We start from the raw sequence: 13,619 nt of genomic DNA, 5'->3' as shown, positions 1-13,619 counted from the left end.
CTCACCGAGTGGGACGAGCGCGGCCGTTCGGATGTTTCGATTTGATCACCGAAGCGACCAAGATCACAGTAGGGTCACGGGCCCTCAATCGCGTTCGGGGCGCCCCTCTCGTGCGTGCGGTGGAGTCCGTCAGCCGGCGAGGCAGGACGGGCCGAGCAGCACCTTCAGGTCACCGAAGAGTGCGGGGTCCGGCTTGACGCGGTGCCGGTCGAGCCGGAGCACGGTGGTCTTGCGGGGGCCCTGGAGCCTGATGCGCACCTCGGTGTCGCCCCGGTGGCTGCTGAGGACCTCGCCGAGCCGGCTGACCATGGGCGGAGTGACCCTCACCGTGGGGATCGTCAGGATGACGGGTGCGTTGGACCCGGCGTTGGAGATGTCGGGGACCTGCATCTCCATGGCGACGAGGCGCGGCACGTCCTCGCGCTTGTCGAGGCGTCCCTTGACGAAGACGACGGTGTCCTCGACGAGCTGGGTGGAGACCAGTTGGTAGGTCGCGGGGAAGAACATGCACTCGATGGAACCCGCGAGGTCCTCCACGGTCGCGATGGCCCAGGCGTTGCCCTGCTTGGTCATCTTGCGCTGGAGGCCGGAGATGATGCCGCCCACGGTGACGATCGCGCCGTCGGAGTGCTCGCCGCCGGTGAGCTGCGAGATCGCCGCGTCCGACTTGTCGGACAAGACGTGCTCCAGGCCGAAGAGCGGGTGGTCGGAGACGTACAGGCCGAGCATCTCGCGCTCCTGCGCGAGCAGGTAGGACTTCTCCCACTCGATGTCGGAGAACTCCACGTCGAGCCCGAAGCCCGGCTCGCCGTCGGCCTCCTCGCCGCCGCCGAAGAGGTCGAACTGTCCCTCGGCCTCCTTGCGCTTGACCTGCACCACGTTGTCGATCATCGGCTCGTGGTGGGCGACGAGCCCCTTGCGGGTGTGTCCCATCTCGTCGAAGGCGCCGGCCTTGATGAGGGATTCGACGGTGCGCTTGTTGCAGACGACCGCCTCGACCTTGTCGAGGAAGTCGGGGAACGTGGAGTACTTCCCCTTCGCCTTGCGGCACCGGATGATCGAGTCGACGACGTTCTGGCCGACGTTGCGGACGGCCGTCAGTCCGAAGAGGATCACGTCGTCGCCCTGGGCGGCGAAGTTCGACTCGGACTCGTTGACGTTCGGCGGGAGCACCTTGATGCCCATGCGCCGGCACTCGTTGAGGTAGACCGCGGACTTGTCCTTGTCGTCCTTGACGGACGTCAGCAGGGCCGCCATGTACTCGGCGGGGTAGTTCGCCTTGAGGTAGGCGGTCCAGTAGGTGACCAGGCCGTAGGCGGAGGAGTGCGCCTTGTTGAACGCGTATCCGGCGAAGGGGACCAGGACGTCCCAGAGCGCCTTGATCGCCGCGTCGGAGAAGCCGTTCTTCTTGGCTCCGGCCTCGAAGAGGACGAAGTTCTTCGCCAGCTCGTCGGCCTTCTTCTTGCCCATCACGCGGCGGAGGATGTCGGCCTCACCGAGCGAGTACCCGGCGACGATCTGGGCGGCCTTCTGGACCTGCTCCTGGTACACGATCAGGCCGTAGGTGAGCCCGAGGACCTCCTTGAGGGGCTCCTCCAGCTCCGGGTGGATCGGGGTGATCTCCTGCCGGGCGTTCTTGCGCTCGGCGTAGTTCGTGTGGGAGTTCATTCCCATGGGACCCGGCCGGTAGAGGGCCGAGACGGCGGAGATGTCCTCGAAGTTGTCGGGCTGCATCTGGCGGAGCAGCGACCGCATGGGCCCGCCGTCGAACTGGAACACCCCGAGCGTGTCACCGCGGCACAGCAGCTCGTAGGTCTTGGGGTCGTCCAGCGGCAGGGAGAGCATCTCCAGGTCGACGCCCTTGTTGGCCTTCACCATCTTGATGGCGTCGTCCATGATCGTCAGGTTGCGCAGGCCCAGGAAGTCCATCTTCAGCAGGCCGAGGGACTCGCACTGGGGGTAGTCCCACTGTGTGATGGTGACGCCGTCGGTGTGCCTCACCCAGATCGGCGCGTGGTCGACGATGGGCTCGCTGGACATGATCACGCCAGCCGCGTGGACACCCATCTGCCGGACGAGGCCCTCCACGCCCTTCGCGGTGTCGATGACCTTCTGGACGTCCGGCTCGTTCTCGTACATCCCCCGGATCTCGCCCGCCTCGCTGTAGCGCGGGTGCTTCGGGTCGGTGATGCCGTTGAGGTCGATGCCCTTGCCGAGGACGTCGGCGGGCATGGCCTTGGTGAGCCGGTCGCCCATCGCGTAGGGGTAGCCGAGGACGCGGGCGGAGTCCTTGATCGCGTTCTTCGCCTTGATCTTGCCGTAGGTGCCGATCATGGCGACCTTGTCGGCGCCGTACTTCTCGGTCACGTAGCGGATCACCTCGACGCGCCTGCGCTCGTCGAAGTCGATGTCGACGTCGGGCATGGAGACGCGCTCGGGGTTGAGGAACCGCTCGAAGATCAGCCCGTGCGTGATCGGGTCGAGGTCGGTGATGCCCATGGCGTACGCGACGATCGAGCCGGCGGCGGAACCACGGCCGGGGCCCACCGCGATGCCGTTGTTCTTGGCCCACATGATGAAGTCGGCGACGACGAGGAAGTACCCCGGGAACCCCATCTGGATGATGATGTCCATCTCGTACTCGGCCTGCTTCTGCCGGTCCTCGGGGACGCCTCCGGGGTAACGGCGGCCCATGCCGACCCGGACCTCCTCCTGGAACCAGGTGATCTCGGTGAAGCCCTCCGGGATGTCGAACTTCGGCATCAGGTCGCGCTTCTCGAACATGCCCGCGGTGTCGATCTGCTGCGCGACGAGGAGGGTGTTGGCGCAGCCCTCCTGCCAGGCGTCGGAGGAGTCGACTCCGTACATCTCGTCCGTCGTCTTGAGGTAGTAGCCGGTGCCGTCGAAGCGGAAGCGGTCCGGGTCGGAGAGGTTCTTTCCGGTCTGGATGCAGAGCAGGGCGTCGTGCGCGGTCGCCTCGTTGGCGTAGGTGTAGTGCGAGTCGTTCGTGACGAGCGGCGGGATGCCGACCTTCCGGCCGATCTCCAGGAGTCCGTCGCGGACCCGGCGCTCGATCTCGATGCCGTGGTCCATCAGCTCCAGGAAGTACCGGCCCTCACCGAAGATGTCCTTGTAGTCGGAGGCCGCCTGGACCGCCTCGTCGAACTGGCCGAGCCGCAGCCGGGTCTGCACCTCGCCCGAGGGGCACCCGGTGGAGGCGATGAGGCCCTCGGACCACTGGGAGATGGTCTCCTTGTCCATCCGCGGCCACTTCTGCAGCCAGCCCTCGGCGTACGCGTCCGAGGAGAGCTTGAAGAGGTTGTGCAGCCCGGTGCTGTCGGCCGCCCAGATCGTCTTGTGGGTGTAACCGCCCGAACCCGAGACGTCGTCGCGCTTCTGGTGCGGCTGGCCCCACTGGATCTTGCGCTTGTGCTTGCGCGACTCGGGGGCGACGTACGCCTCGATCCCGATGATCGGCGTCACTCCGGCCTTCTGGGCCGAGTGGAAGAAGTCGTACGCCCCGTGGAGGTTGCCGTGGTCGGTCATCGCGATGTGCGACATGCCCATGTCGTTGCACGCCTCGAACATGTCCTTGAGCCGCGCGGCACCGTCCAGCAGCGAGTACTGGGTGTGGACGTGCAGGTGCGTGAAGGGCGGCTTGCTCACGGCGCTGTGCCTCCGGGGCGGTCTTCAGGGCGGCGCGAAGCGCCTCGCTGAGGGGTGGTGGTGGGGCGACGGGTGGGAGATGACGGGTTGGGGGGACAGCGTGGAAGTCTACGTCCTGGAGGTCACCGGCGACGGGCACTCCGGGGTACGGTCGCGCGTTGGAAGGGCGGGGACGCCCGTCCCATTTGTCATGCACGCCATGTACCAGGAGGCACCCAGCGATGTCGGACACGCAGACCCGCGAGGATCAGCGCGGGGAGCAGATTCTCGCCGTTTTCGACACCGCCTTCGGGGAGCTCCTGGCCGCCGACCCCGCGGCGTTCAGGGTGAAGTTCCGCAAGATGGCGGGCTCCGCCTTCGCGTTCTACCGGGGCTCCGCGGGCCTGTTCTACGCCGATCTGGAGCGTGAGCAGCGCGGCGGCCCGTATCTGGACGAGCGGACCAGCCGGGTGTGGATCCACGGTGACCTGCACGCCGAGAACTTCGGCACCTACATGGACGCCAACGGCCGGCTCGTGTTCAACGTCAACGACTTCGACGAGGCCTACGTCGGCCCCTTCACCTGGGACCTCAAGCGTTTCGCCGCCTCCGTCGCCCTGATCGGTTACGCGAAGGCGCTGGGCGACGAGCAGATCTCCGAGCTCGTCCGGGTCTTCGCGGACGCCTACCGCGAGCGGATCCACGCCCTGGCGACCGGTGCCAAGAACGACGAGGTGCCGCCCTTCACCCTGGACACCGCCGAGGGCCCGCTCCTGGGCGCGCTGCGTGACGCCCGGGCCCTGACCCGCTTCGGCCTGCTGGACTCGATGACGGAGATCCGGGACTTCGAGCGCCGGTTCTCCGCCGGCGGCGGCGCGATCGACCTGGACGCCGCGACGCGGTACAAGGTGCTCGCCGCGTTCGACGGGTACCTGGAGACGCTGCCGGAGTCGAGCCTGACGCGACCCGACTCCTACCGGGTCAAGGACGTCGTCGGGCGCCGGGGCATCGGCATCGGCTCGGCCGGCCTGCCCTCGTACAACATCCTCCTGGAGGGCAACAGCGACGCCCTGGAGAACGATGTGGTGATCTACATCAAGCAGGCACAGACCCCGGCGGTGTCCCGGCACATCACCGACGCCGCCGTGCGGGACTACTTCCAGCACGAGGGGCACCGCACGGTGATCTCCCAGCGCGCGCTCCAGGCACACGCCGACCCGTGGCTGGGCTGGACCGAGCTGGACGGGTCGGGCCAGCTGGTCGCCGAGGTGTCTCCGTACGCGGTCGATCTGGACTGGTCCGACATCGACGAGCCGGAGGAGATCGCGGCGGTGGTCGCCGATCTCGGCCGGGCCACGGCGACGATGCACTCGGCGGCGGACGACGAGAGCGGGCATTCGCTGGTGCCGTTCTCCACGGAGCGGGCGATCGACGCGGCCATCGCGGCCGACGAGGAGGGCTTCGCCGGCCTGCTGGTCGACTTCGCGCACAGCTACGGTGCCCGCACCCGCACCGACCACCAGATCTTCGTCGACCTCTTCCGCAACGGCCGCATCCCGGGCCTGTAGGCCCTGCTGCGGCGGATCCTTAGGGCTCGCCTACAGGTACGCATGACACACTCTCCGGCGATGGACGTATCAGGGACGCAGATGAGAGCGGTACGCGCGGCGCTGTTCACCGCGCTCGTCGTCACGCTCTCGTCCGCGTCCCATGTGCTGCTCTCCCGGGTCCCGCTGCCGCTGACCGCCGTCGCGCTGCTCGCCGGGGCCGTCTTCGCCGTGGCGTTCGCGCTGGCGGGCCGTGAACGCGGTTTCGGGGCGATCGCCGGGCTGCTGGTTCCGCTGGAACTGGCCGCCGACACCGTGTTCACCACCGGCCAGCACCTCTGTTACGGGGCGGCGGGCGGCCCGATAGCGGGTCCGCTGCGCTCCGTGGGCGTCGACGTGCTCTGCGGCGGTGCCTCCGGGGCGCACGGCCTCTCCGGTGTGGCCGCGGTCGGCACCCCACTGGCCGGGGTGACCTCCGAGGGAGACCACGCCGCCGCACTGCTGGCCTCGCCGGGGCCCGCCGTCCCGTGGCTGCTGCTGGCCGCGCACGTGACGGTGGGCCTGCTGGCCGCCGCCTGGCTACGGCGCGGTGAGGCGGCGCTCTCGGGGCTGCTGCGTGCCGCGGCAGCCTTCGCCTTCAGGCCGCTGCTCGTCGCGGTCGCCGTGGCGGGCGGCGCGCGGCGCCGCGTGCAGCCCGACGCCCGGCACGCCGGACGCCCGCACCCGCTCGCCCCGGCCCGCTTCCTGGTGCACTCCGTGGGACGGAGGGGCCCACCGCGCTCGGCCTTCACCCCTGCCTGAGTACGCGGTCGGTCCCCTTTTCGAGCCACCCCACTTCTACGGAGCATCCTCATGAGCAATCGCAACAGCCAGGCCAACAAGTCCGCCGCCCGTGAGCGTCTGCGCGTGGAGCGCGAGCGCCAGGCCAAGAAGGACAAGGCGCGCAAGCAGATCGTCGTCGGCGTCTCCGTCGTCGCCGTGCTGGCGGTCGCCGGCGCTGTCAGCTACGGCGTGATGCAGCTGAACAAGCCCTCCGCCTGGGAGGCGGCGGCGGACGCGAAGAACGTCACCGCGCCCAAGAACACCTCGGGCGACGACGGCACCACCGTCGTGGTCGGCGAGTCGAGCGCCAAGAAGACCCTGGAGCTGTACGAGGACTCGCGCTGCCCGATCTGCGCCACGTTCGAGCAGACGGTCGGCGAGACCGTGGCCAAGGACGTCGACGCCGGCAAGTACAAGATCAAGTACGTCGGCGCGACCTTCATCGACAACTCGGACAGCGGCGAGGGCTCCAAGAACGCCCTGAGCGCGCTGGGCGCGGCGCTCGATGTGAGCCCGGAGGCCTTCCTGGAGTACAAGACCGCGCTGTACTCCGCGAAGTACCACCCCGAGGAGACGAACGACAAGTTCGCCAAGGACAGCTACCTGATCGAGGTGGCGGACTCGGTGGACGCGCTGAAGGGCAACACGGCCTTCCAGAAGAACGTCGAGGACGGCACGTTCGACGCCTGGGCGATCAAGATGTCGAAGGCGTTCGACAAGAGCGGGGTCCAGGGCACGCCGACCCTCAAGATGGACGGCAAGACGCTCACCGCCGAGGGCAGCGAGAACGCGCCCATGACGGTGGCCGACTTCAACACGGCGGTCACCAAGGCGCTGAAGGGCTGATCCGCACCTGCGGACCCGGCATGACAGGAGAACTCGCGGCCGGGTGGGTACTCCAGGCGTCATCCGGCCAACAGGCGGGCGAACTTCCTCTGTTCGCCCGCCTGTTCGCTCTACCCGCCAGTAGGGTGATCGTCCGTGACCAGACGACAGCTCTCCGCACCCACCCGCCGCACGGTCGTCAAGGCCGCCGCCGCCACCGCGGTCGCCGGCCCCGTGCTCGCCGCCACCGCCACCGGAGCCCGCGCCGCCGACGGCCCCGCCTTCCTGCACGGCGTCGCCTCCGGCGACCCCCTGCCCGACGGCGTGCTCCTGTGGACCCGTGTCACCCCCGCGCCGGACGCCCTGCCCGGCTCGGGGCTCGGCGAAGACACACCGGTGGTCTGGGAGATCGCCGAGGACAGGGCCTTCTCCAGGGTCGCCGCCCGAGGCACGGCGGTCGCGCGGGCCGGATCCGACCACACCGTCAAGGCCGACGTACGAGGGCTGCGGCCGGCGACGGCGTACTGGTTCCGCTTCTCGGCGGCACCCGGCGGCTCCGAGGGCGGGCACGGCGCCGTCTCCCCCGTCGGCCGTACCCGCACGGCGCCCGCAGCCGGGGCGGCCGTCCCCGGCATCCGCTTCGGCGTGGTGTCCTGCGCGAACTGGGAAGCCGGCTGGTTCTCCCCGTACCGCCATCTCGCGGCCCGCGCCGATCTGGACGCGGTCCTGCACCTGGGCGACTACATCTACGAGTACGCGTCGGGCAGTTACCCGACCCAGGACACCGTCGTACGCCCGCACGCCCCGCTGCACGAGATCCTCACCCTCGCCGACTACCGCCTGCGGCACGCCACGTACAAGACGGACGCGGACCTCCAGGCGCTGCACGCCGCCCATCCGGTGATCGCGATCTGGGACGACCACGAGTTCGCCAACGACGCCTGGTCGCAGGGGGCCGAGAACCACACCGCCGACGCGGAGGGTTCCTGGGCGTCCCGGGTGGCCGCGGCGAAGCAGGCGTACTTCGAGTGGATGCCGGTCCGTGCCTCCACGGAGGGCACGGTCTACCGGCGTCTGAGCTTCGGCAGCCTGGCGGAGCTCCACCTGCTCGACCTGCGCAGCTTCCGCTCCGAGCAGGCCTCGATCGGCAACGGCGCCGTCGACGACCCGGAGCGCTCGATCACCGGACGGGCGCAACTGGACTGGCTGAAGGCGGGACTGACCGCGTCGGATGCCCGCTGGAAGCTGGTCGGTACCTCGGTGATGATCTCGCCCGTCGCCTTCGGAGCGCTGCCGGCCCACCTGCTGGCGCCGCTGGCGGAGCTGCTGGGGCTGCCGGCGGAGGGCCTGGCGGTCAACGTCGACCAGTGGGACGGCTACACGGACGACCGCAAGGAGCTGATCTCCCATCTGCGGGACCGGGGAATCACCGACACCGTGTTCTTGACGGGGGACATCCACATGGCGTGGGCCAACGACGTCCCCGTGAAGGCGGCGACCTATCCGCTGTCCGCGTCGGCGGCCACGGAGTTCGTGGTGACGTCGGTCACGTCCGACAATCTGGACGACATCCTGCGGGTAGCTCCCCGGACCGTCTCGGTGGTCGCGGAGACGGCGGTCAAGGCCGCCAACCGCCACGTGAAGTGGATCGACATGGACTCGCACGGCTACGGCGTCCTGGACGTGACGGCCGAGCGGTCGCAGATGGACTACTACGCGGTCTCCGACAAGACGAGCAGGGAGGCGACGGCGTCCTGGGTCCGCTCGTACCGCACGCGGAGCGGAACCCAGCGGGCCGAGAGGGCCGACGCCCCGGTGCGCTGACCCGCGCGGGCCGCGCTCCCCGGGTGCGCGGCCCGTCCCGTGGCTAGAGCGTGGCGAGGAAGCCCAGCGACACCTTCCAGGTCAGCTCGGCCGCGTCCTGGTCGAAGTCGGGCAGCTCCGCGTCCGTGAACAGGTGCCCGGCACCTGGGTAGCGGTAGACCTCGACGTCCGCACCGGTCCGCTGCATCTGGAGGTACCAGCTGGTCAGCCAGTCGTGCGACTCGAACGGGTCGGGGTCCGCCACGTGCAGTTGCACAGGCAGTTCGTCGACCGAGGCGTTCTCGGCGATGTCCGAGGTGCCGTGGAGCAGCAGCAGCCCGCGGGCCTTCGCGTCACCCAGTGCGAGGGTCTGCGCGACCGACGCCCCGAACGAGAATCCCGCGTAGACGAGGCCCTGGTCGGAGTAGGGCGCGGCTGCCAGGACGGCGCGCTTGAGCAGTTCGTCCTTGCCCACCTGCTCCTTGAAGGCCATTCCCTCCTCGACGGTGTCAAAGGTGTGCCCCTCGAAGAGATCGGGCACGCGCACCTCGTGCCCGGCCGCACGCAGCCGGTCGGCAGCCGCGTGCACAGCGGGCCGCAGACCAAAGGTCGAGTGGAAAAGCATGATGTTCATGAGGCCATGGTGCCAGCTGTGCCCCGACGCTTGGAGGACGAGGGAATGGAGAACGTACTGCGACCGCTGCTGGTCGTGGGCGGATCGCTGTTGATCACGCTGGCCGTGGGCTGGCTGGTCGATCTGCTGCTACGGCGCGCCGACGGCCGTCACCACGAGACTCCGGTGTGGGGCCTGCTCAGGCTCTGCCGTCCGCCTCTCCAGGTGGTGCTCTGCACGGCGCTGCTGAGGGCCAGCTTCGATCAGCTCCGCCTCGACGTCGTGAAGGACCACCGGGCGGGGATCGGCCAGATCCTGACCCTGGTGCTGATCGCGGCGTCGGCCTGGTTGGTCATCCGCGTCGCGGCCACCGTCGTGCAGTCCTCGTACGCCCGCTATGCGACGTCCACCCGCGATCCCGCCCGCGTACGCCGGGTCCGGACCCAGGTCACGCTCATCCAGCGTGTGGTCACCGCGGTGGTGGCGACGGTCGCGATCGCGGCGATGCTGCTGACGTTCCCGGCGATGCGCGCCGTCGGCACCTCGATGCTGGCCTCCGCCGGTGTGGTCGGCATCGTCGCCGGTGTCGCCGCCCAGTCGACTCTGGGCAATCTCTTCGCCGGCTTCCAGATCGCCTTCGGCGACATGGTCCGGATCGGCGACACCGTGGTGGTGGACGGCGAGTGGGGCACCGTGGAGGAGATCACCCTCACCTTCCTCGCGGTGCGCACCTGGGACGAACGGCGGATCACCATGCCGGTGTCCTACTTCACGAGCAAGCCGTTCGAGAACTGGTCGCGCGGCGGGGTGCAGATGACCGGCACCGTCTTCCTCCAGCTCGACCACTCGGCCCCGGTCGCGGCGATGCGTGACCGGCTGCGCGACATCCTCGGCGAGTGCGCCGCTTGGGACGGCCGCGGCTGGTCCCTGGCCGTCACGGACAGCACCCCCACGACGATGGAGGTGCGGGCGGTGGTCACCGCCAAGGACGCGGACGACATCTGGACGGTGCGCTGCGCCGTGCGGGAGCAGATGATCGGCTGGCTCCGGGACCACCATCCGTACGCGCTGCCCCGGGTCGTGACGTCGCCCGCGGCTCTGCCTCCCGGCGACCACTGGCGGGAACTGACGGGCGGGGCCTCCGGCGTGACACCGTCCGACGGGCAGGCACCGGCCCTGGACAAGGCCCCCCGCACCGGGCGCGGCTGAACGTCCCTGAGCGGGCCGGACGGGTCAGTGCAGGCTGCGGACGTCCAGGTAGCGCAGCACCCGGTCGACGACCTCCGGGTCCGAGCCGGGCTCGCTGCGGGCCGAGAGCACCTCGTGGCGGGCGGCCGACAGCAGCTCGCGCTGGACCCGGGAGACCGCCTTGAACCGCTCGGCGCGCTGGGCGTAGGCCTCGCGCCGCTCCTCGTCGACCATGCCGGGGCTGATCCGCGCCCCGATGTCGTACGCCGCGCGCTGCAGCCGCTCCAGGACGTCCTCGGGGAGGTCCTCGGTGTCCTCGATCTCCTTGAGACGGTGCTTGGCCGCCTTGGCCGCCCGGATCGCGAGTTCCCGCTCCAGGGCCTGCTCGGCGTCCGTGTCCGCCCGCACCCCGAGCCTGCGTACGAGCCACGGCAGGGTCAGGCCCTGGAAGACGAGGGTGGCCATGATGACGGCGAAGGCGATGAAGACGATCTCGTCCCGGCCGGGGAAGGGCTTCCCGTCGTCCGTCTCCAGCGGAATCGCCAGGGCCAGCGCCACCGAGGCGACCCCGCGCATCCCCGCCCACCACATGACGACGGTCTCCCGCCAGCTGGTGGGGATCTCCTCGCTGTAGTCGCGGCGGGTGTGCAGCCGCTTGGCGAGCCAGGTCGCGGGCAGCAGCCACAGGAGCCGTACGCCGACGACGACGGCGACGACCGCCAGACCCCACCCCACGAGTTCCAGCTCACGGCCGTCGGCGGTACCGAAGACGCTGTGCAGCTCGAGCCCGATGAGGCCGAAGGCGACACCGGTCACGAGGGTATCGACGATCTCCCAGAACGACCGGCCGGTGAGCCGCCCGAGTACGTCGTCGGCGTCCGCGGTGTGCTCGGCGAGGAAGAGTGCCGTGGTGAGGACCGCGAGCACCCCGGAGCCCATCAGCTCCTCGGCGAGCACGTAGCTGACGAAGGGCACCAGCAGGGTCAGGCCGACCTGGAGGGTGGCGTCGCCCAGCAGTCCCATCAGCTTGATCGTCAGCCAGCCGAGCAGCAGGCCGACCACGACGGCGACGACCGCAGAGAGGACGAGGAGCCCGAACGCCTCGGGGAGCGAGAAGGTGCCGCTGACGGCCGCGGCGATCGCCACGTGGTACAGGACGATGGCCGTGACGTCGTTGAACAGGCCCTCGCCCTCCAGGATCGAGACGAGTCTGCGCGGCAGGCCGATCGAGCCGGCGACCGCCGTGGCGGCGACGGGGTCGGGCGGGGCGACGAGTGCGCCCAGCGCCACTGCCGCGGCGATGGGCAGCCCGGGGACGATCGCGTCGGCGACCGCGGCGACGGCCGCCGTCGTGACGAAGACGAGGGCCACCGCCAGCAGGAAGATCGGCCGCTTGTTGGCCGCGAACTGGCGCCAGGAGGTGCGCTGCACCGAGGCGTACAGCAGCGGGGGCAGCAGGGCGGGAAGGATGATCTCCGGCGGGATGTCGACGTCGGGCACGAAGCTCGCGAAGGCCATGCCGATGCCGGCGAGCGTCATCAGCACCGGTGCGGGCAGACCGAGCCGCTCCCCCAGCGGCACCGTGACCACCGCTCCGAGAAGAAGCAGGAGCAGGAGTGCCATCTGGTCCACGTTGTGCCTTCCGCAGGGCGCCGGGCCCCGGGCCCGTTGATCAGCCGGTCAGGGCCCCAGACTGCCACGCGGCACCGGCTGCCCCGCGGCACCGGCTGCCGACCGCCCTGTCAGAGCGCGCGGCGCATGGCCCGGTGCGGCATGTCGGCGTCGGAGAACTCGGGGCCGTACGCCCGGTAGCCGAGCCGCTCGTAGAAGCCGAGCGCGTGTGTCTGGGCGTGCAGGTCCACCGAGGCCAGGCCCAGCGCGCGGGCCTCGTCCTCGATGGCGCGGACGAGCGCCGCCCCGACGCCGAGCCCTCGTGCCTCGCGGGTCACCGCGAGGCGGCCGAGCGAGCCGACGGTCGTGTCGCCGCCGGTCCTGTCCGCAGCGGCCTCACCGTGCAGCAGTCGTCCCGTACCGAGCGCGGAACCGTCCGCTGTGACGGCGAGGACGTGCACGGCGGTGGCGTCGTGGGTGTCGTACTCGATCTCCTCGGGCACCTGCTGCTCGCCCACGAAGACTTCCTTGCGCACCTGGAAGCAGGCCGCGAGGTCGCTCTCCTCCAGGGCCCTGCGGGTGCCGTACTCGGCGGGCCCGGGAGTCATTCGCTCTCCGCCGCGATCGTCTCCAGGGCCAGCCGGAGGTCGTCCGGGTAGGTGCTGGCGAACTCGACCCAGCTGCCGTCGGCGGGGTGCTCGAATCCGAGGCGCACCGCGTGCAGCCACTGCCGGGTCAGGCCGAGGCGCTTGGCCAGCGTGGGGTCGGCCCCGTAGGTCAGGTCGCCGACGCAGGGGTGGCGGTGGGCGGACATGTGCACGCGGATCTGGTGCGTGCGCCCGGTCTCCAGCTTGATGTCGAGCAGACTGGCCGCCCGGTATGCCTCGACGAGGTCGTAGTGCGTCACGGAGGGCTTGCCCTCGGCGGTGACGGCCCACTTGTAGTCGTGCTGCGGGTGACGGCCGATGGGGGCGTCGATGGTGCCGCTCATCGGGTCCGGGTGGCCCTGCACCAGCGCGTGGTACTTCTTCTCGACGACCCGGTCGCGGAACTGTGCCTTGAGCAGCGTGTAGGCCCGCTCGGACTTGGCCACGACCATCAGGCCGGAGGTGCCGACGTCCAGGCGGTGCACGATGCCCTGCCGCTCGGCCGCACCCGACGTCGAGATGCGGTAGCCGGCCGCGGCGAGGCCGCCGATGACGGTGGTGCCGGTCCAGCCGGGGCTGGGGTGGGCGGCGACGCCGACCGGCTTCATGATGACGACGATGTCGTCGTCGTCATGGACGATCTCCATGCCCTCGACGGGCGCGGCGACGATCTGGACCGGAGCGGGTGCCTGGGGCATCTCCACTTCGAGCCAGGCACCGCCGTGCACCCGCTCGGACTTCCCGGCCACCGCACCGTCCACCTGGACCTTCCCGGCTGCGGCCAGCTCGGCGGCCTTGGTGCGGGAGAAACCGAACATCCGGGAGATGGCGGCGTCGACACGCTCGCCCTCCAGGCCGTCGGGTACGGGCAGGGTGCGGACCTCGGGATACGTACTCACCAGTCGAGTATGCCTTGCG

Annotated in this window: 10 protein-coding genes; 5 read left to right on the top strand and 5 right to left on the bottom strand. The window is 70.0% G+C overall.

Features of this window, described 5'->3' with window-relative positions; translation table 11 throughout:
• Positions 1 to 129 precede the first annotated feature (129 nt).
• The gene (dnaE, locus tag ABZ441_RS24065) at positions 130 to 3,666 is read right to left on the bottom strand and encodes a DNA polymerase III subunit alpha (RefSeq protein ID WP_358977701.1); all 3,537 of its coding nucleotides are present in this window, start codon (positions 3,664 to 3,666) and stop codon (positions 130 to 132) included.
• 221 nt (positions 3,667 to 3,887) lie between these two features.
• On the opposite strand from dnaE, the gene ABZ441_RS24060 reads away from it, so the two are divergent.
• The 4 genes from ABZ441_RS24060 (at position 3,888) to ABZ441_RS24045 (ending at position 8,663) form a co-directional block, all read left to right on the top strand.
• Complete coding sequence (locus ABZ441_RS24060) at positions 3,888 to 5,213, top strand: DUF2252 domain-containing protein (RefSeq protein ID WP_358977699.1); 1,326 nt, start codon at positions 3,888 to 3,890, stop codon at positions 5,211 to 5,213.
• A gap of 60 nt (positions 5,214 to 5,273) precedes the next feature.
• The gene (locus tag ABZ441_RS24055; RefSeq protein WP_358977697.1) at positions 5,274 to 5,993 is read left to right on the top strand and encodes a hypothetical protein; all 720 of its coding nucleotides are present in this window, start codon (positions 5,274 to 5,276) and stop codon (positions 5,991 to 5,993) included.
• Positions 5,994 to 6,044: 51 nt separating this feature from the next.
• Positions 6,045 to 6,860, top strand: a complete 816-nt coding sequence (locus tag ABZ441_RS24050) for a thioredoxin domain-containing protein (protein WP_358977695.1) — start codon at positions 6,045 to 6,047, stop codon at positions 6,858 to 6,860.
• 135 nt (positions 6,861 to 6,995) lie between these two features.
• Positions 6,996 to 8,663 carry an alkaline phosphatase D family protein gene (locus ABZ441_RS24045; protein WP_358977693.1) on the top strand — a complete coding sequence of 556 codons (1,668 nt, stop codon included), beginning with the start codon at positions 6,996 to 6,998 and terminating at the stop codon, positions 8,661 to 8,663.
• A 43-nt stretch (positions 8,664 to 8,706) separates the two neighbouring features.
• Here the strand turns inward: ABZ441_RS24045 and ABZ441_RS24040 are convergent, their stop codons facing one another.
• Positions 8,707 to 9,276: a dienelactone hydrolase family protein gene (locus ABZ441_RS24040; protein ID WP_358977691.1), complete on the bottom strand. Its 570-nt coding sequence runs from the start codon at positions 9,274 to 9,276 to the stop codon at positions 8,707 to 8,709.
• Between the two features lie 45 nt (positions 9,277 to 9,321).
• Here ABZ441_RS24040 and ABZ441_RS24035 point away from each other — a divergent pair, with 45 nt between their 5' ends.
• Entirely contained in the window at positions 9,322 to 10,464 is a 1,143-nt protein-coding gene (locus ABZ441_RS24035) for a mechanosensitive ion channel domain-containing protein (RefSeq protein ID WP_358977689.1), read from the top strand.
• Positions 10,465 to 10,488: 24 nt separating this feature from the next.
• Here the strand turns inward: ABZ441_RS24035 and ABZ441_RS24030 are convergent, their stop codons facing one another.
• The 3 genes from ABZ441_RS24030 to ABZ441_RS24020 form a co-directional block, all read right to left on the bottom strand.
• Complete coding sequence (locus tag ABZ441_RS24030) at positions 10,489 to 12,075, bottom strand: Na+/H+ antiporter (RefSeq protein ID WP_358977687.1); 1,587 nt, start codon at positions 12,073 to 12,075, stop codon at positions 10,489 to 10,491.
• Between the two features lie 110 nt (positions 12,076 to 12,185).
• The gene (locus tag ABZ441_RS24025) at positions 12,186 to 12,662 is read right to left on the bottom strand and encodes a GNAT family N-acetyltransferase (RefSeq protein ID WP_358977685.1); all 477 of its coding nucleotides are present in this window, start codon (positions 12,660 to 12,662) and stop codon (positions 12,186 to 12,188) included.
• Complete coding sequence (locus ABZ441_RS24020; RefSeq protein WP_205019606.1) at positions 12,659 to 13,600, bottom strand: RluA family pseudouridine synthase; 942 nt, start codon at positions 13,598 to 13,600, stop codon at positions 12,659 to 12,661. The genes ABZ441_RS24025 and ABZ441_RS24020 overlap by 4 nt, the downstream gene beginning before the upstream one ends.
• Between the last annotated feature and the right edge of the window lie 19 nt (positions 13,601 to 13,619).

The organism is Streptomyces sp. NPDC005752 (assembly GCF_040630715.1).
Lineage (GTDB): Bacteria > Actinomycetota > Actinomycetes > Streptomycetales > Streptomycetaceae > Streptomyces.
Note: the sequence above shows the minus strand (reverse complement) of the source record. Positions and strands in the feature narration are given on the sequence as shown.

Excerpts from the sequence above, each read along its gene's own strand:
- ABZ441_RS24050 (WP_358977695.1), top strand. The coding sequence starts at position 6,045 with ATGAGCAATCGCAACAGCCAGGCCAACAAGTCCGCCGCCCGTGAGCGT.
- ABZ441_RS24055 (WP_358977697.1), top strand. The coding sequence starts at position 5,274 with ATGGACGTATCAGGGACGCAGATGAGAGCGGTACGCGCGGCGCTGTTC.
- ABZ441_RS24025 (WP_358977685.1), bottom strand. The coding sequence starts at position 12,662 with ATGACTCCCGGGCCCGCCGAGTACGGCACCCGCAGGGCCCTGGAGGAG.
- ABZ441_RS24035 (WP_358977689.1), top strand. The coding sequence starts at position 9,322 with ATGGAGAACGTACTGCGACCGCTGCTGGTCGTGGGCGGATCGCTGTTG.
- ABZ441_RS24060 (WP_358977699.1), top strand. The coding sequence starts at position 3,888 with ATGTCGGACACGCAGACCCGCGAGGATCAGCGCGGGGAGCAGATTCTC.
- ABZ441_RS24040 (WP_358977691.1), bottom strand. The coding sequence starts at position 9,276 with ATGAACATCATGCTTTTCCACTCGACCTTTGGTCTGCGGCCCGCTGTG.